15 protein-coding genes are annotated in these 21223 nt (G+C 38.5%); all 15 read left to right on the forward strand.

Annotated elements, in window-relative coordinates:
• Window positions 1-163: 163 nt before the first annotated feature.
• The 15 genes from hflK (at window position 164) to thrS (ending at window position 20463) form a co-directional block, all read left to right on the forward strand.
• A complete protein-coding gene (gene hflK, locus MHB51_RS00780; protein ID WP_066162101.1) occupies window positions 164-1123 on the forward strand; it encodes an FtsH protease activity modulator HflK in 960 nt (319 codons plus the stop codon).
• Window positions 1120-2142 (forward strand): protease modulator HflC, encoded by a 1023-nt coding sequence (locus tag MHB51_RS00785; protein ID WP_066162103.1) that lies wholly within the window; start codon window positions 1120-1122, stop codon window positions 2140-2142. Before hflK ends, MHB51_RS00785 begins: the two co-directional genes overlap by 4 nt.
• Before the next feature lie 403 nt (window positions 2143-2545).
• Window positions 2546-3709, forward strand: coding sequence for an ATP-grasp domain-containing protein (locus MHB51_RS00790; RefSeq protein ID WP_066162104.1), 1164 nt, complete (start codon window positions 2546-2548; stop codon window positions 3707-3709).
• A gap of 16 nt (window positions 3710-3725) precedes the next feature.
• Entirely contained in the window at window positions 3726-5408 is a 1683-nt protein-coding gene (locus MHB51_RS00795; RefSeq protein WP_066162107.1) for a HAMP domain-containing methyl-accepting chemotaxis protein, read from the forward strand.
• A gap of 396 nt (window positions 5409-5804) precedes the next feature.
• Window positions 5805-6239, forward strand: a complete 435-nt coding sequence (locus MHB51_RS00800; RefSeq protein WP_082798897.1) for a DNA polymerase I — start codon at window positions 5805-5807, stop codon at window positions 6237-6239.
• Window positions 6240-6443: 204 nt separating this feature from the next.
• On the forward strand, window positions 6444-9074 hold the full coding sequence (gene polA / locus MHB51_RS00805; protein ID WP_342558777.1) for a DNA polymerase I: 2631 nt from the start codon (window positions 6444-6446) through the stop codon (window positions 9072-9074).
• Window positions 9075-9086: 12 nt separating this feature from the next.
• Window positions 9087-9959, forward strand: a complete 873-nt coding sequence (mutM, locus tag MHB51_RS00810; RefSeq protein ID WP_066162114.1) for a bifunctional DNA-formamidopyrimidine glycosylase/DNA-(apurinic or apyrimidinic site) lyase — start codon at window positions 9087-9089, stop codon at window positions 9957-9959.
• A gap of 16 nt (window positions 9960-9975) precedes the next feature.
• Window positions 9976-10956, forward strand: a complete 981-nt coding sequence (locus MHB51_RS00815) for an arsenic resistance protein (RefSeq protein WP_342558778.1) — start codon at window positions 9976-9978, stop codon at window positions 10954-10956.
• Complete coding sequence (coaE, locus tag MHB51_RS00820; RefSeq protein WP_066162120.1) at window positions 10953-11546, forward strand: dephospho-CoA kinase; 594 nt, start codon at window positions 10953-10955, stop codon at window positions 11544-11546. The genes MHB51_RS00815 and coaE overlap by 4 nt, the downstream gene beginning before the upstream one ends.
• Before the next feature lie 495 nt (window positions 11547-12041).
• Window positions 12042-13061 carry a glyceraldehyde-3-phosphate dehydrogenase gene (locus MHB51_RS00825; RefSeq protein ID WP_066162122.1) on the forward strand — a complete coding sequence of 340 codons (1020 nt, stop codon included), beginning with the start codon at window positions 12042-12044 and terminating at the stop codon, window positions 13059-13061.
• Between the two features lie 383 nt (window positions 13062-13444).
• Window positions 13445-13807, forward strand: coding sequence for an adenosylmethionine decarboxylase (speD, locus tag MHB51_RS00830; protein ID WP_066162125.1), 363 nt, complete (start codon window positions 13445-13447; stop codon window positions 13805-13807).
• A 291-nt stretch (window positions 13808-14098) separates the two neighbouring features.
• A complete protein-coding gene (gene nrdR / locus MHB51_RS00835) occupies window positions 14099-14560 on the forward strand; it encodes a transcriptional regulator NrdR (protein WP_066162127.1) in 462 nt (153 codons plus the stop codon).
• 26 nt (window positions 14561-14586) lie between these two features.
• Window positions 14587-17289 (forward strand): DnaD domain protein, encoded by a 2703-nt coding sequence (locus MHB51_RS00840; RefSeq protein ID WP_342558779.1) that lies wholly within the window; start codon window positions 14587-14589, stop codon window positions 17287-17289.
• Window positions 17276-18217 (forward strand): primosomal protein DnaI, encoded by a 942-nt coding sequence (dnaI, locus tag MHB51_RS00845; RefSeq protein ID WP_107942955.1) that lies wholly within the window; start codon window positions 17276-17278, stop codon window positions 18215-18217. The genes MHB51_RS00840 and dnaI overlap by 14 nt, the downstream gene beginning before the upstream one ends.
• A 314-nt stretch (window positions 18218-18531) precedes the next feature.
• Window positions 18532-20463, forward strand: a complete 1932-nt coding sequence (thrS, locus tag MHB51_RS00850) for a threonine--tRNA ligase (protein WP_342558780.1) — start codon at window positions 18532-18534, stop codon at window positions 20461-20463.
• The last annotated feature ends 760 nt before the right edge of the window (window positions 20464-21223 follow it).

Consider the following 21223-nt stretch of genomic DNA (forward strand, 5'->3'; position numbering starts at 1 on the left):
AATAAGTTATAAGAAACCCCTATTTCAAACTAAATAATTAAGGAAGGCGTCTGGAAATTTCCGGACGCTTTTTTCAATTGTAAAAAGAAATCAAAATTATTGTGAAACTTTTTTGCGGGTTACACCGTAAAAAAGTTATAGCAAAATAAAGGGAGGAACATATATGAGTACAAAGCGTACATTAATAGCCATTGCTTTAGGGTTATTGCTACTATTTGGTGTTGTTGCAGCTTTAACAACATGGTATACAGTGGATGAATCTGAACAAGCAGTTGTTATCACTTTTGGAAAGTCGGGAGAAACAATAACGGAGTCTGGTTTACATTTTAAACTGCCGTGGCCAATACAAAAAGTTGAAGTATTATCGAAGGAAACATTTAGTTTAGAATTCGGCTACAAAGAGCGTTCGCAAGGGGATATTGACGTATACCCTTCAGAAACAAAAATGATTACAGGTGATGAATTTTTCGTGTTAACTGATTTAGTCGTACAATGGAAAATAACAGACCCGAAAAAATATTTATTTAACTCACAAGAACCAAAAGAGCTACTACATAGTGCGACATCAAGCGCAATTCGCTCCATTATTGGAAACTCAAAAATTGATGCCGCTTTAACAGATGGTAAATCAGATATCGAGTCAAGAACAAGAGAGCTACTAACATCATTAATGGAAAAATATGATGTTGGTATTAGTGTATTAGGTGTCAAGCTTCAGGATGTTGAATTGCCAAATGAAGAAGTACGTGCTGCCTTTACAGCCGTAACGGATGCACGTGAGATGAGAAATACAAAAATTAACCAAGCGGATAAATATAAGAATCAACGCTTAAGTGAAGTAGAAGGGGAAATTGCTGCGATTAAATCGAAGGCAGAGGGGCAAAGGGTTGCGCGTATTGAGCAAGCAGTTGGTGATGTTGCCGTATTTAATCAGCTTTATAACGAGTATAAAGGCAATCAAGCAATTACACGTGAGCGTCTTGTATTAGAAACATTAGAAATGGTATTACCACATGCTCAAATTTATATTATGAACGACAATGAAGGCAATACGTTGAAATACTTGCCTATTCAACAAACAACTACAGCAAAGCCGAAAGAGGAAGGGAGCGGTAGTCAATGAGTAACAACAATTTCGACGGGGATTTAGAAAAGTTTTTAAGAAAGTTATTTACAGATAAAAATAAAAAGAAGGCTAAAGTGGTAGAAGTAGTAGATTCTGAAGCACAGACGATTAAAAAGGAAAAGCAACCGAAAAATATGCGCAAATGGGCTACTAGCGCATTGATAGTAACAGCTATTTTTGCCATCGCAATTATCGCTTTTGCCAATCTTTATATCGTCAAAGAAAACGAATATAAAGTAGTACGCCAATTTGGTGAAGTCGTAAAATTTGAGCGCGAACCGGGCTTGCATATGAAAATACCTTTTATTCAAAGTGTGACGACATTACCAAAAAACTTAATGACATATGACATGATGCAGGAAGAAATTAATACAAAAGATAAGAAGCGAATTATTATTGATAATTATGCTGTTTGGCGCGTAGTTGACCCTAAGGAACTTATTTCTAACGCAGGGACATTACCTAATGCTGAGCGTCGTATGAGTGAATTTATTTATTCTGTTCTTCGTACAGAGCTTGGTAAGCTTGATTATGAACAAATTATTAATGATGCTGATTCATCGCGCGGTGATATAAATAATAATGTCACGTTAAAAGTAAATGAGCTATTGGCGAATGACAACTATGGTATTGAAGTTTTAGATGTGCGCATTAGACGTACAGATTTACCACCAGAAAATGAGCAGGCTATTTTTACACGTATGATTTCAGAGCGTGAAAAAACGGCACAAACTTATTTATCACAAGGTGATGCTGAAAAAAGAAGAATAGAGGCTGAAACAGACCAAGATGTGCAAATGAAGTTAGCAAAGGCAAACAGAGAAGCGGCAGTGACAATTGCAGAAGGCGAGGCAGAGGCTGCGAAAATTTATAACAAGGCATTTTCACAAGACCCTGATTTTTATTCTTTATATCGAACATTGGAATCGTATAAAAAAACCATTGGTGATGATACAGTCATTATTTTACCATCAGACTCTCCGTATGCAAGAGTACTTTCTGGTTACTTAGAGTAAAGAATAAAGTTTCGTTCCTCTCAGACTGTTGATAGCAAGTGAACAATTAGTTGACATATTTCATTGTCACTAATTGTTCACTTTTTTGTTTTAAAGAATAAGAAAATAGAAGTTTTGGCATTTAAACAGTGTCTAGGCTAAACGTACGTCCCTCAGTTATTTTCAAATCCTCACACAAAAGTGCTGGCGCATGTATTTTCCTGCTAGCTCTTTTCCCATGTTTACGGCAGTTTGTAAAAAAATAATAGGATTTTAGGGAAAAATGTAGCAATTGAAATATATTGTAGTATAATGTACTACGGTTAGTTGTTTTGTCGCATCTTTTTTAAAATAAATTAATGCGAAATGTATGAGATTAAAGAAAATTTTGAAAGTACTAAAGACTCAGAAAGGTGGGGAAATAGTGATTTTTTTAGACACTAATTATATATCTCCAATGCTGCAAGATGCATTAATGCGTACTGAAATCCCAATGTACGATATCGTTAATAAGCGATTCATAAATAAATCGCAGGCAGGTACATTGGAATTACAGGAAGATCAGCTTATTATTATGAATTCGGAAAATGCTATTAAAGTATTAACAGACCATTATTCACAATTAAATGTTACAAAATGGTCGAATTTATTTAAAAACAAAGTTGCATTTCGACAATATTTAGCAGCGAGCTTCCCAAACTTTTATTTCAAGGAAAGCACATTGCAGGAATTAAGCATGATGGACAGTAACAGCATACCTTATCCAATTATTTTAAAACCAGCAATCGGTTATTCGAGTGTCGGTGTACAGAAAATTAAGGATGCACAGCAGTTTACTGAAGCTGTTGAGCAATTAGTAGAAAATAATGGTCTTTCATCTTCTTATTCACAGGATATTTTAAATTTCCAAACATTCATTTTGGAAACATATATTGAAGGACAAGAGCTAGCCGTGGATGCTTATTTTAATGCGGAGGGTAAGCCGGTTATTTTAAATTTATTCGCTCGTATGTTCCGCGACGCAGAAGATATGAGTGACCGTATTTATTATACGAGTAAGCAAGTGATAATGCGGTATTTATCAGTTGTTGAAAAATATTTAACCGAGCTAGGCGCATCGCTTGAAATGCGTAATTATCCATTTCATATCGAGCTTCGCATTGATGATAAAGGTGTTTTAATTCCAATTGAGGTAAACCCTTTACGCTTTGCAGGTATCGGAACGACAGAGCTTGGTACATATGCTTATGATATTAATCCGTACGAATATGTTTTTAATCAGTGGGAACCAGATTGGTCACAAAAAATAGCAAAGATGGATGACCGAATTTACAGCTTTACTTGTGCAGAGTTCGATAGTCAACTAACGTTTGAAGATATTGACTGTATTCATCATGAGGAGCTTAAACAACAATTTGAGCATTTATTAGAGTACCGTGTATTACCTCAAGATAGTGGGACAACCTTTGCAGTTATCTTTTTTGCCAGTGATTCATTTAGTCAAAATGAACATATTTTATCATTAGATTTTATGTCATTTATTACAACAAAGAATGAGACACTTTCTTTAAGTGGTTCTCAAAACTAGAAGGAGCAGGCTAGACATGGGCAAAAAAACATATTCGGTTAAAACGAAAATATTGTTGAGTATTATTTTACCAATTAGCATTTTGATTTTTGTTTTTGGCATGTTTTGTTATATGGTGGCGACCAATTTAATTAACGAGCAAATTCTACCAACATACGAGCAAAATTTAACATTAAAAATGGAGCAGTTTGAAGGATTAATAGATGCAAATACGATTAATGCTGCCAAAACAGATCGCAATGAATTTGAAAAGCTTTTAACAATTTCAACAGACCTTAAACATCAAGCGGGATTAGAACATGTTTATATTATGAGTAAAGTTGATGGACAAGAAGTCATTTTAGTGCTAAGTGATGATGGCGAATATTTGACACCTTTAGATTTTTCTGAGGATCAAAAGAAGGCGATGACGACAACTGATATTGTTGTAAGTCCGATTTATAAAGATGATTACGGGGCGCATAAATCTACATTTTTACAAATTGCAGGCACAGATTCGGTGCTTGGTCTTGATGCAGATGCTGATTTTGTGAGTGAACTAAAAAATACAATTGTAACGATTATTATTATTATTTCAATTGTGTTCATTTCCTTAGGTGTAGCGTTAGCATTATTTATCGCACGCAATATTACACGCCCAATGGAGCGCTTAGTAGCCCATACTGAAATTGTTGCAAAAGGTGATTTACAGCAGCAAGTGATTGTGGAAGGGGATAAGGAAGTACGACATTTAGCGCAAAGCTTCCATGATATGCAAGCTCAGCTTCGAGAAACGATTCAACATGTAAATATTACGTCAACACATGTAGACCAAAGCTCCTCAACATTAAGGGAAAGTGTGGAACAGCTAACAGTTGCTTCGACGCAAGTGGCTGGAGCCGTTCAAGAAATTGCCTCTAGTAGTGAAGTGATTGTTGATGGTGCGGTGCAAAATCGTGAGGCAATTGAGCAGATGGTTACACAAATCTCTTACATTTCTGATATGACTTCACAAATATCGGATGAGGCTTTGCATGCTACAACGATTGCACAGCAAGGTAATGAGGCAGTTCAAAGCTCGGTAAAAGGAATTACAAATATTCATGAGACAGCGAAAACGTCATTGAAAATTACAGAGCAGATGAATGCTCGTTCAACAGAAGTAAGTCAGATTACAAAAATTATTTCGGGTATTTCTGACCAAATAAATTTATTAGCGTTAAATGCAGCAATTGAAGCCGCGAGAGCTGGGGAATATGGCAAAGGCTTTGCGGTTGTAGCCGATGAAATACGTTCACTTGCTGAGCAGTCCGCACAGTCAGCAAGTAATATTACTACATTAATTCAAGGGATGCAAAAAGATTCGGATGAGTCTGTTACGGCAATTACAAATGTTGTGGCACAAATCGAGCATGAAAATGCAGTCATTCATTCTGCTGGTGACACATTTGAGGCGATTTCAGCATTAGTAAGCGAAATGAATAGCGAAATTCAACAAGTAACAGCTACGATTCAAGAAATGGCTGCAAGCTCCAACCAAGTGCTTGTTACAACGAATCAAACAGTTGAATCCATTGAAGCATCAAGTGAGCATTCACAAAGCATTGCGGCCTCAATGGAGGAGCAAACAGCTACTAGTGAAGAAATGTTAAGCATTGCTACCGAGTTAAATGAAATGATTGGCAACTTAAAAGGTCAAATTGAGCGTTTTAAAATATAGTTAGAGGGACGTCCGAAAAGTGTGCGAGACACTGCTTTTCGGACGTTTCGTTTATGGTATATTAAAATGATGGCTGTTTATAATTGAGGTTGCTCGAAAAGTGTATATCTTTTCGGATAGACATTGCTTCTATATTAAATATTTGCTAAAAATGCTTGTACCTGTCGCTTCGCTTTCGACACAAAACACATATGCTCCTGCGGTTACTCGTCGCAGAAAAAAATGCTCCTGCGGTTACCTGTCGCGAAGAGGTTATCTCTAGATGACGTTTCAGACAACCCCTTGCTATGGCTTGTTTATTTAGGATAATTTTGGTGTGAGAGGAGAAAGAAATTTCTTTTCAATTCTCTATTTCTTGTTATAATAGGTATGCAAGTTGATAGAGAGGTGGATAGGATGAGCAAGCGAATTCAAAATTTGCTAGTAGCATTTATTATTGCAACGTCTGTGACCGCGCTTTTTCAATCAAGTTCTTTTGAATGGATGAAAATAAGCCTTTTTCATATACCTATATTGTTTTTAATTATGTTTATACTTGGAGCCATCATTGCGGAAGATGTTCGATATGCTTTTAAAAAGGTGTTTTGGTATGAGAAGCGTAAAGACAAGCGTCCCATTTGGCAGGTCGGTATTGGGATGATTTTTTATTTCACACAAATTGGTTTTGTGGAAGTATTTATGAGAGGTGCCATGCCTTATCATCTTGGTGGGATGCCGCTGTACTTAGTAATTAGCTTTTTAAACGCCTTTTTACTAACAGTTATTTTTGAAGAAATCTTCTATAAAAATAATGAAAGTGCCTCGTGGCAATATAAGGTGAAAAATAAATGATTAATCTAGGTGCTTCTTACGAAACTTTTTAGGAAAGTTTTGTAGGAGCACCTTTTTTGGTGGAAAAAAACTTGGATTCACGCTAAAGTTAAGAGGAGAATAGTTCGAACGCATGTTTTTACCTTTGCTAGCTATTTGCGTTATTTCTAATAGTTAGTTTAAAAAAATGGAAACAAAGATGTACTTGAAGAGGAGCGTACAATAATGGCGAAAGAAAAATTATTATTACTTGATGGTAACAGTTTAGCATATCGTGCATTTTTTGCATTGCCACCATTAACAAATGACAGCGGAATTCATACGAATGCTTCATATGGTTTTACAATGATGCTACAAAAAATTGTGGAGGAGGAGCAGCCGACGCAAATGCTAGTAGCATTTGATGCAGGGAAAACGACATTCCGCCATGAATCATACGGAGAATATAAAGGTGGTCGCCAAAAAACGCCACCAGAGCTATCGGAGCAATTCCCTTATATTCGTAAGCTGATTGATGCATACAATATTAAGCGCTATGAGCTTGATTTATATGAGGCAGACGATATTATTGGCACATTAGCCAAGCAGGCGGAAGAAAAGGGCAGCGAAGTCATTATCGTGTCCGGTGATAAAGATTTAACACAGCTTGCAACGGATAATGTAACCGTTTATATTACGCGTAAAGGAATTACAGATATTGAAAAATATACGCCGGCACATATCGAGGAAAAATACGGGCTAGCACCTGTACAAATCATCGATATGAAGGGGCTGATGGGGGATGCATCTGACAATATCCCAGGCGTTCCTGGTGTTGGAGAAAAAACGGCAATTAAGCTTTTAAAGGAATACGGCACTATTGAAGCATTATATGAAGCGATTGATGCGATGAAGGCTTCGAAAATGAAAGAAAAGCTTGTGGAAAATGAGGAAAGTGCGCATTTATCGAAGAAGCTTGCCACGATTTTTACGGAGGCTCCAATTGAGGTGACGCTGGGTGATTTAGCTTATGCTGGTCCGAATGAGGATGCTTTACTTGCCGTTTGGCAGGAGCTAGGGTTTAAATCATTAATTGAAAAAAGCGATATGCAGAGCACTGCACAGGAGCAGGAGGAGATTCAGCTAAACATTGTGGATGAAGTGACGCCTGCCATGTTAACAGATGCGATGGCACTCCATATTGAGTTGGAGAACGAACATTACCATAGCTGTAATATGCTTGGGATTGCTATAACAAATGGTGCAGGCGCTATGTACATTCCCGTGGAGGTGGCATTAAAAAGCGATGTTTTTAAAGCTTGGCTAGAAGATGCGACGAAGAAAAAGTATATTGTAGATAGTAAAGCGACACAGGCAATTTTAGCACGTCATCAAATACAGCTTGCGGGTGTTGCCTTTGACTTACTGCTTGCATCGTATATTGTCAACCCAGCTATTTCCGGTGATGATGTAGCAACATTGGCAAAGGAATTTGGCTATACAAATGTACAAGCCAATGAGGTCGCCTATGGAAAAGGGGCAAAATGGACTGTACCTGCTGAGGATATACTAGCAGACCATATTAGTCGAAAAGCGATTGCCTTATGGCATTTACAGCCTGTTGTAGAAAAAAAGCTACAGGATAATGAACAATACGACTTATACCATGAATTAGAATTGCCGCTTGCTGAAATTTTAGGCACGATGGAAATTACAGGAATTTCTGTGAACGTAGAAACATTAAATCAAATGGGCGAGGCATTACAGAAAAAGCTTGCCATTATTGAGCAAACGATTTATGAGCTTGCGGGTGAGGAATTTAATATTAATTCACCGAAGCAATTAGGTGTTATTTTATTTGATAAGCTAGGACTGCCTGTATTGAAAAAGACAAAAACAGGCTACTCTACAGCTGCGGACGTGCTTGAGAAGCTCCAATCAGAGCATGATATTGTGAAGCATATTTTAGATTATCGCCAATTAGCGAAGTTACAATCGACATATATTGAAGGATTGACAAAAGAGATACACGAAGAGGATGGAAAAGTGCATACGCGCTTCCAGCAAGCATTGACAGCAACGGGACGTTTAAGCTCGACAGACCCGAACCTACAAAACATTCCAATTCGTTTAGAGGAAGGGCGTAAAATTCGCCAAGCATTTGTGCCATCAAAGGAAGGTTGGGTGCTATTTGCAGCTGATTATTCACAAATCGAATTACGCGTATTAGCACATATGTGTCAGGACGCTACACTGGTAGAGGCATTCAAGGAAGGGATGGATGTTCATACACGTACTGCAATGGATGTTTTTGGTGTAACAAATCCCGACGAGGTCACAGCAAATATGCGACGTACAGCGAAGGCAGTAAACTTCGGAATTATTTACGGTATTAGTGATTATGGCTTATCGCAAAACTTAGACATACCGCGTAAAAAAGCAGCTGAGTTTATTGAGAACTATTTACAAAGCTTCCCCGGTGTAAAAGATTATATGGAAAGCATCGTGGCAGATGCTAAACGAGATGGCTTTGTCACAACAATTTTAAATCGTCGCCGTTATTTACCGGAAATTAACAGCTCAAACTTCAACTTGCGCAGTTTTGCTGAGCGCACAGCGATGAATACGCCGATTCAAGGAAGCGCCGCTGATATTATTAAGAAGGCGATGATTGATATGGATGCTCGCTTGCAGAAGGAAGGCTTGCAGGCAAAGCTTCTATTACAAGTACATGATGAATTAATTTTTGAAGCACCCGCTGAGGAAATAGAAATTTTAGAGCGCATTGTACCAGAGGTGATGGAATCTGCTATTAAATTAGCCGTACCACTAAAGGTTGATTATTCGCATGGTCAGTCATGGTATGATGCGAAGTAAGGAGTGATTTTTGTGCCGGAGTTACCAGAGGTCGAAGGAGTTGTTAAAGATTTAAAGCCGTTAGTAGAAGGTAAAACAATTCAATCTGTTACTTTATCGGAGACGGTTTATACATCTCACGCTGCTGGGAAACAAACAATTGTTAAAGGCAGCGCGCTCCATCATTTTGAAGCGAGCGTACAGCAAATGGCTGTTACAAAGATTGAGCGTCGTGCAAAATATATTTTTATTCATCTACAAAAGGAACAAGAGCCATTTGTGCTCGTCAACCATTTAGGGATGACGGGCGCATGGTTTGTCGTGCAAAATGTGGCAGAAATAGCAGAGGAAAAATTCCGCAAGCATATTCATGCAACATTTACTTTAGCGGGTGGTGAGCTGCTCATTTATAGTGATATACGTCGCTTTGGTGAGCTGCGTTTTTTACGCACAATTGATGAGCACGCACCATTAACAAAGATGGCGCCTGAGCCATTTGATGAAGAGGCATGTGAATTTTTCCTTATGCAATGTGCGAAAGCGAAATATGAAAATAAAACAGTGAAGGAAGTGATTATGGATGGCCAAGTCATTTCTGGCTGTGGCAATATTTATGCGACAGAAGCACTGTTTGCAACAAAAATAAGACCAACGAAAAAAGTGAAGGCTATTTCAAAGGCAAAGAAAATTGAGCTATTTCATGCGATTGTCCATGTATTAAAAGAAAGCATTGAAAATGGGGGCTCGACGATTTCAGACTATCGAACGGTAAACGGTGGAGCAGGCTCGATGCAAAATCGTCTGAAAATGTATAGTCATAAGCAATGTCCACTATGTCAATCAGCAACAAAATCAGTTGTCATTGCGGGACGCACATCGACATATTGTCCTAGCTGCCAAACATAGCATAAGGGAGAGAAAGATGGGACATTATAGAGAGAAGCTAGAAAATCAACAAATTTGGATATATGTTATTTCTCTTATAGTAGGGGCACTCATAGGTCTTTCGAGTGAGCGTTTTGGAGCATATTTTGCTTTCGCCATTTCACCGCTTATTGCTATTTTAATGTATGGTATGTTTTCGCAAATTCCGTTTTTAAAGCTAAAGAAAGCACTTTCTAATCGCAAATTTATAGTCGTATTATTACTAGGCAATTTTGTCGTTGTGCCAGTTATCGTTTGGCTATTAATTATGCTATTTCCACAGCCTACGCCTATTTTATTAGGTGTTTGCTTAGTGCTCCTAACGCCATGCATTGATTACGTTATTGTTTTTACGCAATTAGGCAAGGGCAATGAGAAATTAATATTAGCCGCTACACCGATTTTATTTGTCGTACAGCTACTATTGCTACCATTCTATTTATGGCTATTTATAGGAGAAGAGATGGTGGGTATTGTTCAAATACAGCCTTTTTTAGGGGCGTTTGTATTGTTGATTGCTGTGCCTTTTATGCTAGCAGTTGCAACGCAGCTTTGGGCTAAAAATCAATCATTTGGAGCAAGAGTGCTAGCATCAGCAGCATGGTTCCCCGTCCCGTTTATGGCATTTGTGTTAATCGCTGTTGTTGCATCGCAAATCGCTAAAGTGTATCGCGATTTTGGCATCATACTAGATGTCATTCCTATTTATATTTTATTTTTAATTGTCACACCGATTGTTGCTAGAGGTCTTATTTTTGTCTTTAAGCTAGAGGTAAGAGCAGGCAGAGCGTTGATTTTTAGTATGGGCACAAGAAATTCACTTGTTGTTCTCCCATTAGCATTTGCTCTACCTGATGCATGGGCAACAATTGCCGCAGCAATTATTGTAACGCAAACGATTGTAGAGTTAGTGGGAGAATTAGTTTACATAAAGATTGTGCCAAAGTGGATACTAAGAAACAAAGGGGAATTTGTATGATTATAGGATTAACAGGAAGCATTGCAAGTGGTAAAAGCACGGTTGCACAAATGCTAAAAGAATATCAACTGCCGATTGTTGATGCTGATTTAGTCGCAAGACAGGTAGTAGAGCCACACTCTGAAACATTGCAACAAATTGCTGCTGCTTTTGGGCAGGAGGTTATTAAGGAAGATGGTACGATGGATCGTGAAAAGGTAGGCTCCATTATTTTTCATGAGCCTGCACAACGCAAAGTCCTAAATGATATTATTCATCCTGCAATTCGCGCGGAAATGCTACGTCAACGTGATGAGCTGTTACGCGGTGGAGCAGAGCATGTTGTAATGGATATTCCATTGCTATTTGAAAGCAAGCTACAGCATTTTGTCGATAAAATTTTAGTTGTATCTGTTACAGAGGAAATTCAGCTTCAGCGCTTAATGGAACGCAACCAGCTACCTGAAAGTGAGGCGCGTGCACGCATTGCTTCTCAATTGCCGATGTCTGTAAAAGAGCAAGGAGCAGATGCAGTAATCTACAATAATACAACAAAGCAATCCACTGCTGAGCAGCTAAAGAAAATATTGCAGCATTGGGCAGTTATATAAGGAAGGCAAGGGCGTCTTTTTAGCCTGAGAAAGAACGCATTTATTCGATACATTTCAATAAAAACAATGAATGGAAGCGTCCAAAAAGCCGTGCATAGCCGGCTGTTTGGGCGCTCAGAATTTATTCATTAAGAAGGTTTTAAAAAACGGGAGGAACACTGAGTCTAGCGGATTTTCTTCCTAGTGAAAGTTTATTCTTTATTGCATCGCAAAAAAGAGCTACTTAACGGATTTTTTTCAACTTTATAAATTTGTGAAATTTTTTCGAAAGATTTTTTGAAATAGGTTATACTAAATATAATGAAAAAACGAGAAAATATTGCTTTGAAAGCGTTTTACTTGAATTTTTACTCATTATTTTAGCTGTATAATTTATCAGAAAATAACGACTTTTAAAAACGACATAAAATATGTTCACCTTTTCGAATAATGTGTTATACTAATTAGCGAGAATAATAAATAACATGATAACCTATTTACAGGAGGCTTTTTTATATGTCAGTTTCTATCGCAATTAACGGATTTGGTCGTATCGGACGCATGGTATTCCGTCAAGCTATCGTGCAAGAGGAGTTAAATTTAGTTGCTATTAATGCTAGCTATCCAGCCGAAACATTAGCTCATTTAATTAAGTATGACACAAATCATGGTCCATTCGAAGGTACTGTTGAAACAGCGGAAGACGCATTAATTGTTAATGGCAAACGTGTCGCAATTGTTTCAGAGCGTGATCCGAAATTATTACCTTGGAAAGCAATGGGGGTAGATATCGTCATTGAAGCGACAGGTAAATTCAATGACCGCGATAAAGCGGCTATGCATTTAGAAGCAGGTGCGAAAAAAGTAATTTTAACAGCGCCAGGTAAAAATGAGGACATTACAGTTGTATTAGGTGTGAATGACGAATTATTAGACATTGAAAAGCACGATGTAATTTCAAATGCTTCTTGTACAACAAACTGTCTAGCACCAGTAGCAAAAGTATTAAATGATACGTTTGGCATTGAAAATGGTTTAATGACGACAGTGCATGCCTATACAAATGATCAAAATAACTTAGACAATCCACATAAGGATTTACGTCGCGCACGTAATTGTGGTTCGTCAATTATCCCAACATCTACAGGGGCTGCGAAGGCACTAGCGCTTGTATTACCTGAATTAAAGGGGAAATTACACGGCATGGCTTTACGTGTACCAACACCGAACGTATCTTTAGTAGACTTAGTTGTGGATTTACAAAAAGACGTAACTGTCGAAGAGGTAAATGCGGCATTTAAAGCTGCAGCAGAGGGCTCTATGCAAGGTATTTTAAATATTTCAATGGAGCCGTTAGTATCGTCTGATTACAATACAACAACATATTCGTCAACGGTAGATGGTTTAACGACGATGGTAATGGGTGACCGCAAAGTGAAAGTGCTTGCTTGGTACGATAACGAGTGGGGTTACTCAGCGCGCGTCGTAGATTTAACAAAAAAAGTTGCCAATGCATTAGCGACTGTCAACGCATAATATAATAAAGGGACTACAGAAAATTCTGATATAAATTTGACTTTTCTAGTAGTCCCTATTTTTACACTTGCAACTACAATGAAAACATCTTATAATCACACATGTGTATGCACGATTATCATTTGGTACGTATACCGAATAATAAACGTGTCACCAATGGATGTCACAGATTTTAAGATGAGGTCTGCATAATGCGGAGCAGTGAACAGCTAGCACGTGTTATAACAGGACAGCTCGAGCAAATCTAGACTAAAGTTAGTTGAGGTGTAATTTATTGGTAACACATGACTACTTAAAGGGTTAGGACCTCTTTGGACTAACTTTCCCCCGTGGTAGTCAACTTTGCACATTATCAAATATTATGTCAAAGGGGGAAGCGAACCATGAGAACGATGGGGCGTCATGTTATTGCTGAACTTTGGGATTGCGATTTAGAGAAGTTAAACAATGTTCAATTTATTGAACAAACTTTTGTCGATGCTGCTTTACGATCAGGAGCAGAAGTCCGTGAAGTAACTTTTCATAAATTTGCACCACATGGAGTAAGCGGAGTAGTAATTATTTCTGAATCACATTTGACGATACACAGTTTTCCGGAGCATGGCTATGCTAGCATTGATGTGTATACGTGCGGTGATTTAGATCCAACAGTAGCAGCAAATTACATTGCGGAAGCACTAGGCGCAAAAATGCGTGAAGCAGTCGTCGTGCCGCGAGGTATGGGACCTGTTGTTGTTGGTACATGAAAAGATGCATAACGTACTGTGAGACAAACTATAGGCTACTTGCTTACTGAGCAAGTAGCTTATTTGCGCTTTATGAAATGTGTCGCGTTGTTTTTGCAAAAAAATTTTACACTTGCTGAAAGGTAGTTATTTTAACGAATATTTAGACTAAGACCTTTGCTGTTTGGAAAGTAAAACCCTTTCCTTTTTCTTGTGTGTTATAATATAGTAGCTATCGTGTCGCTATTTTGCACGTGCTACTTTTGATATAATAAAATAAGTAGTAAATCGAATGAATCAGGAGAAATTTGTATGAGATGTCCAGCTTGTCAATATAAAGATACACGTGTTGTTGATTCAAGACCTGTAGATGATAATAAAGAAATAAGAAGAAGACGTGAATGTGAAAAGTGCTCGTTTCGTTTTACAACGTTTGAAAAAATGGAGGAAACACCACTCGTTGTCGTGAAAAAAGAAGGAGCACGTGAGGAGTTTAGCCGTGAAAAAGTTTTGCGTGGCTTAATACGAGCATGTGAAAAGCGACCTGTATCAGTGGAAGAACTAGAGGAGCTTGTCATTGCAATTGAAAAAGATTTGCGTCGCCTAGGTCCATCAGAAGTTCGTTCTGAGGATGTAGGAGAAATGGTTATGGACCGTTTAATGAAGCTTGATGAAGTCGCATATGTGCGTTTTGCGTCTGTTTATCGCAGATTCTGCGATATTGATGCATTTATTCAAGAATTAAAGCAACTGCAAAATAACCAAGAAAAGTGAAGTAATGCTATGTAAGGAGGGTTAATATGACCTTTATGAATCAATTACATCCGTATGATATTTGTGAAGTTCAATGCCCTCACGAATTTAATGACGTGAATCAAAAGATTTTGCTTGCTTGTTATCAGCCGATTATCGGTGTCGAGGCGATTGCTTTATATTTAAAATTATCCGTGGAAGCATCGAATGAGCATCTAACCTTTCATCATCACTACTTGCTTGATAGCTTAGATTTTTCGATTAAACGCCTATTTCAAGCAAGGATTACGCTAGAAGCGATTGGTTTACTTCAAACCTTTTGTAAAGTAGAAGATGACCAAGCGCACTATATTTATCGTTTAAACAGGCCGTTAAATGCAAAATCTTTTTTTGCTGACCCTATTTTGTCCATCTCCCTAATGAGGAAAATAGACAAAAAAGCATTTGAGCATTTGCGTGATACTCTTGTGCCAAAGGAGCAAAAGCTATACGGCTATACAGAGGTAACGCGCGGCTTTAATGATGTATTTTTAAATGTGACAGAAAAAGAGTTGCAAAATATTGAGCAGCTATATTCAGAGCAAAGGAGCCAAATATCGACAAGTGGCTACACTTTTGACTATAACTCGTTTGATTTTAAATTATTTTTCGATGGCATTAGTCAAGCGCTTATTCCGCATCGGCTGTTTACGATCGAAATTAAGCAAACAATTGCTAAGGTAGCATTCCTTTATAAGTTTTCACCTTTAGACATGCAAAGCATCGTTATGCAATCTTTAACGGATGAACAAACTTTAACGGCAGCCACAATTGAAAAAAAGGCAGCAGACCATTATCAGCTAAGTGACCATCATCAAAATGATTATAGGCTGCTAAAGCGTTATGAAATTACGGACAAACAGAAGCCTCAAGAGGAAAAGAATAGCAGGGAGGAGCATATTCATTATTTGAATAAGACATCCCCTATTGAAGTTTACGAGGACTTGCACGGTGTTTCACCTACAGATGTAACGGTTCGCCTTTTTAATGATTTTTTAAATAGAGGTATTTCCTATGGTGTGATTAATACATTAATTCAATATATCGCAATGTCCGATGGTCGATTAGATTATAATGTTAATTTAATGCAAAGCATTATCGACACTTGGGTGAGAAGTGGAGCAAAAAATGCCGAGGATGCGATGCGAATTTCAAAGCAGGAGCACGATAAGCGTAGCGGGAAAGTTGTGCCGACAATCCAAAAAACAACGCATCATACTTCTGCCGAAGTTTCGGATGCGATGAAGGATTATGAACTTTCAACACCATATGAATTTTTGAAAATATTAACAAAGGGCAAGGAACCATTTAAAAATCAGCTGAAAACGGCCGAAAGTTTAATGACCGTTTATGGTATTGCACAAGGTGTAACGAATGTAATTGTAGAGCATGTATGGAAGCAGGCAAATGGCAAGTTGCCTGAAAAATTTGTCGAATCAGTTGCTGCTGAAATGCAGCAGCAAAATATTCAAACGGCAGAGCAGGCAACGCAATTTTTAGCGCAGCGCGGGAAAGCCGTCTATCAAATTGGGCAAGATTCGCTAGGTGAATTTGCAGCCTCTCCACAGGCACTTATCTATGACCGTACAACGCCATATGAATTTTTAAAGCAGCTTTATCATGGCAAGGAGCCTGTTCGCTTTATTGTGGAATTGGCTGAGCAGCTTGTATTAACGCAAAAAATGCCGATTGGTGTCGTGAATTATTTAATGGAATATGCGATGCGTGAGACGAATGGTAAGCTGACGAAAAACTATATTCAAGCGATTGCGAGTAATTGGATGGCGCATCAATTAAAATGTGCTGCAGATGCGATTCACTTAGTGGAGCAAGAGCAACAACCAGTAACGAAATATAAAGTAACGATGGATACACCACTTGCCTTTAAAGCAAAGCAGCAAGATTTAACGAGCTGGCTGCCACGCTATGATGAAACGATACCGTATGAGTTTTTAAAGGCATTGAAAAACGGTGAGGAGCCGCTCCCCTATGTCGTTGAAATGGCAGAAAATTATGTTTTGTCTGGCATGACGGTAGGTGTGGTGAATGCGATGTTTGAATATGTTATTACGCAAGTAGGACGCATTAATAAAAAATATGTAGATGCACTTGCGGCGAACGCACAGATGCAAAATATTGTGCTAGCGAAAGATGCTCTCGGCTATTTCCAACAGCAAAACCATAAAGTAGTCACAGCAACAATTACACAGGATAATTTAATGCAATTTTATCCAACCAATTATGTTTTTGAGGTGGCAGAAGAAAAATATGAAAAACAGACGCCGTACGAGTTTATTAAGCAGCTAAACAACGGACAGGAGCCATTTCCATATACCGTCAAAGCGGCGGAAAATTTAATTACATTGTATGGTATGGTACCTGCTGTTGTAAACTTCTTATTGGAATATGTATTGGCTAAAACAGATGGTGCATTACCAGAGAAATATATTAACAGTGTGGCGGATTCATGGCGCAGACAGCAAATCCAAACAGTTGAGCAAGCACGAAGCTATGTGAAGGGTGCTGAACAAAAGGCACTAGCAAGCAAAGGAAAGAAAGTCGAGGTTGTTCCTGAATGGTTTAACAAACCAAAGGAGGAGCTTGTCAAGGAAGCACCAGCAGAGGTAGTAGATATAGATGCAGAATACAACAAACTATTGCAGCAATTTCGCAATTATGATGGGAAGGTGAAGAGCGATAGAACCGATTAAGGAATCATTAAAGCGTGTTGTCAACGTCCCATCTTTTCAAGAGCGCTATGAGGCGATGCGCAAGTCAATTTTGCAGCATGAGAAAATCCAGCAATTTATGAAGCAAAATGAAGAGCAAATCAATGAGCAAATGATTGAGCACAGCTTGCTAAAGCTTAATGAATATATTAGCCAATCAACGGATTGCTGTAAATGTGGTACGACAGCGCAATGTACTAACTATTTACAGGGATTTATTCCAAAGCTGCTAATAACGAATGGACGCATCGATATTACGTATGAGCGCTGTGAGCAAAAAATTATTGAGGATGAGCGTCGAGAAATTGCCTCAATGGTATCGTCCATGCATATGCCAAAAGAGGTGTTACAGGCGACATTCGAAGATATTACAATCGCTGGCAACAGGTCGCGCCTTGATATTGCTCAGCAAATTATGGCGTTTATTCAGGAATATCGAGAAACGGGCGAGCTGCCGCATAAAGGTTTATATTTATACGGAGAATTCGGCGTTGGCAAATCGTTTATTTTAGGTGCAACTGCCAATGAGTTAGCGAAGGTCAAAGTGAAGTCAGTTATCGTCTATGTACCAGAATTTTTGCGTGAGCTTAAGGCAGCAATGGCTGACCATACACTAGAAAGCAAGGTCGATTTTGTCAAAAAAGCACCTGTTTTAATGCTGGATGATTTAGGGGCGGAGGCAATTTCACAATGGGCACGCGATGAAATTTTAGGGACGATTTTGCATTATCGCATGAGCGAGCAGCTACCGACGTTTATTTCCTCGAATTTTAATTATGAGGAATTGGAGCATCATTTAGCTCGTTCCCAGCGCGGAGAAATTGAGGAAGTAAAGGCTCGCCGCATAATGGAGCGCATTAAAGCGACAACAATGTCCATGAAAGTAGAAGGAGAAAATTTACGCCGTTAGCAGTTGCATTTTCTGTCGATTCAGCGTATACTTTGCTCATAATAATGTAAAGCAGTGAAAAGGATACGAGGTTTGTGTAGCGACTTATAGAGAGGGAGGCCTTGGCTGGAAGCTTCCTAAGAACGGCACATACTTTACTACCTTGGAGCAGTGGCGGGGATAATCCGTCAACGTTGATCAGTACGTTAACTGACCTAGAGCTTCGTTCGAGAATATTCTCGGAAGGAAGAAGGGTGGAACCACGAGCATACGCGTCGTCCCTTTATTGGGATGGCGCTTTTTTGTGCTCAAAAAAACTAAAGGAGGACATCACGATGTCAGAAATGATGAAATTAACTTTCCCAGATGGCGCTGTCAAGGAGTTTGCAGTAGGTACATCGACAGAAGAGATTGCCCAATCAATTAGTCCGGGGCTTCGCAAAAAAGCGTTAGCTGGTAAAATTGACGGTCAATTAATCGACTTAAAAACACCGATTGAAGCGGATACAGCAATCGAAATTATTACACCAGATTCACCAGAGGCGTTAGAAATTTTACGTCATTCTACAGCACACTTAACTGCACAAGCGGTAAAGCGTCTATTCCCAGATGCGAAGCTAGGCATTGGTCCTGTAATCGAATCAGGCTTCTATTACGATATTGATGCACCAACGCCGATTACTGCGGAAGATTTACCTGCAATTGAAAAAGAAATGAAAAAAATTATTGCTGAAAATATCGAAATTGAGCGCAAAAATGTATCGCGTGACGAAGCGCAAAAAATATACGAGGAAGTTGGTGACGAATATAAGCTAGAGCTACTTGAAGCTATTCCAGCTAATGAACAAGTATCAATTTATTATCAAGGCGATTTCTTTGATTTATGTCGTGGTATTCATGTACCCTCAACAGGTAAATTGAAAGAATTCAAGCTATTGTCACTTGCTGGTGCTTATTGGCGCGGTAACTCAGACAATAAAATGCTACAGCGTATTTACGGTACAGCTTTCTTTACAAAGGACGAGTTAAAGCATCATATCCAAATGCTTGAAGAGGCAAAAGAGCGTGACCACCGTAAAATCGGAAAAGAATTAGATTTATTTATGACATCTCAAACTGTAGGGCAAGGCTTGCCATTATGGTTACCAAACGGTGCAACAATTCGCCGTACAATTGAGCGTTATATCGTTGATAAAGAAATTGCATTAGGTTATAAGCATGTGTATACGCCAGTGCTTGGCTCGAAGAAGTTATATGAAACTTCTGGTCACTGGGGTCACTATCAAGATGGCATGTTCCCACCGATGGAAATGGATAATGAAACATTGGTTTTACGTCCAATGAACTGCCCGCATCATATGATGGTATTTAAGAATGGTTTGCATTCATACCGCCATTTACCAATCCGTATTGCAGAGCTTGGTACAATGCACCGCTATGAAATGAGTGGGGCAGTGTCTGGCTTACAACGTGTACGCGGGATGACTTTAAACGATGCCCATATTTTCGTCCGCCCAGACCAAATTAAAGCAGAATTCAAAAAAGTGGTGGAATTAATTTTAGAAGTTTATAAAGATTTCGATATTAATGATTATTCATTCCGCCTATCATATCGTGACCCGAATAATAAAGAGAAATATTTCGATGATGATGAAATGTGGGAAACTGCACAAGCGATGCTGAAAGAAACAATGGATGAGTTAGGCTTAGATTACTTCGAGGCAGATGATGAAGCAGCGTTCTACGGTCCTAAACTAGATGTTCAAGTGAAAACAGCGATTGGGAAAGAAGAAACGCTGTCAACAGCTCAGCTAGATTTCTTATTACCACAGCGCTTTGACCTTACTTATATTGGTGAAGATGGTCAGCCACAGCGACCAGTTGTTATCCATCGTGGTGTTGTATCAACAATGGAGCGCTTTGTAGCATTCTTAATCGAGGAATACAAAGGGGCATTCCCAACTTGGTTAGCGCCAGTACAAGTAGAAATCATCCCTGTATCAAACGCGGCGCATTTCGATTATGCGAAGCAAATCGAAGAGCAATTAACAGCGGCTGGCTTCCGCGTGGAAATGGATGACCGCGAAGAAAAGCTAGGCTATAAAATTCGCGAGGCACAAATGAAAAAGATTCCGTATATGCTCGTTATTGGAGATAAGGAAGTTGAAGCAGGCGGTGTCAATATTCGTCGCTACGGTTCGAAGGATTCGGAAACAGTTTCGTTTGAAGAATTCTTGAATGGCTTGAAGGATGAAGTGAAGAAATAACAAAACTTTGAATTATAAGATACTGGAAAAGCTGATTGATACCAAGATTATTGGTATCAATCGGCTTTTTTTATATAGCATATAAAAGTTGTAGAGAAAAGAAGGAACATGACGAATAAACCGTAATTTGGCTTTGTTTTCCTTGAAAATAAAGGGCTTTCTTCTTTTGCTATAGAATAAAGTATTTAGGAATTTGCGGCTACTATAAAGGACTTTGAATTAATGAATTCAGTAGATACATTGACATCTTGTGAGGATAAAAATAATTTTGAGCAAACTTCATTTAGATTCTATACTTATTATGGTAGTTGTGAAACTGTTAAGATAATAAACTATATTCAAATTGGTGCAGCAACAGCTTTATTTTTATTACTATTGTAGCCTTTATTGTAGCACCTGTTGGGCTGGCCGCTATTATCGCAGTGGGATTGGATAACATCGAGGCACTCTCTTTAAATTTTATAAATATTCAGAGGGTGTGAACTTGGAGTAAATGGACATGTACAACGAACCCAAACTCATTCGTATTTGGAATTAAACGTTAAATTTTATTTAGAAAGGGGAATAGTCTTGCTAACGATACTTCCTATTATTCTGTTGGGTATTAGCCTTGCTCTTTGTATAATGTTATTACTCAAAATGAATCCAATTAAGGAGAGGAAAGAGAAATTTCCTCTCATTGTCCTATTTTTCTTCATTCTCCTCAGCTTTTTAATGTTGTTGTATTTTGAGTTCATTTAATGAATTGAACACCTTATCA

Source organism: Metasolibacillus sp. FSL K6-0083, assembly GCF_038630865.1.
GTDB classification, from domain to species: Bacteria; Bacillota; Bacilli; order Bacillales_A; family Planococcaceae; genus Metasolibacillus; species Metasolibacillus fluoroglycofenilyticus.

What these genes read in the sequence shown, in the direction of transcription:
- thrS (WP_342558780.1), top strand. Translation starts at nt 18,532, where the DNA reads ATGTCAGAAATGATGAAATTAACTTTCCCAGATGGCGCTGTCAAGGAG.
- MHB51_RS00795 (WP_066162107.1), top strand. Translation starts at nt 3,726, where the DNA reads ATGGGCAAAAAAACATATTCGGTTAAAACGAAAATATTGTTGAGTATT.
- MHB51_RS00825 (WP_066162122.1), top strand. Translation starts at nt 12,042, where the DNA reads ATGTCAGTTTCTATCGCAATTAACGGATTTGGTCGTATCGGACGCATG.
- MHB51_RS00785 (WP_066162103.1), top strand. Translation starts at nt 1,120, where the DNA reads ATGAGTAACAACAATTTCGACGGGGATTTAGAAAAGTTTTTAAGAAAG.
- hflK (WP_066162101.1), top strand. Translation starts at nt 164, where the DNA reads ATGAGTACAAAGCGTACATTAATAGCCATTGCTTTAGGGTTATTGCTA.
- MHB51_RS00800 (WP_082798897.1), top strand. Translation starts at nt 5,805, where the DNA reads ATGAGCAAGCGAATTCAAAATTTGCTAGTAGCATTTATTATTGCAACG.
- polA (WP_342558777.1), top strand. Translation starts at nt 6,444, where the DNA reads ATGGCGAAAGAAAAATTATTATTACTTGATGGTAACAGTTTAGCATAT.
- nrdR (WP_066162127.1), top strand. Translation starts at nt 14,099, where the DNA reads ATGAGATGTCCAGCTTGTCAATATAAAGATACACGTGTTGTTGATTCA.
- coaE (WP_066162120.1), top strand. Translation starts at nt 10,953, where the DNA reads ATGATTATAGGATTAACAGGAAGCATTGCAAGTGGTAAAAGCACGGTT.
- MHB51_RS00840 (WP_342558779.1), top strand. Translation starts at nt 14,587, where the DNA reads ATGACCTTTATGAATCAATTACATCCGTATGATATTTGTGAAGTTCAA.
- MHB51_RS00815 (WP_342558778.1), top strand. Translation starts at nt 9,976, where the DNA reads ATGGGACATTATAGAGAGAAGCTAGAAAATCAACAAATTTGGATATAT.
- speD (WP_066162125.1), top strand. Translation starts at nt 13,445, where the DNA reads ATGAGAACGATGGGGCGTCATGTTATTGCTGAACTTTGGGATTGCGAT.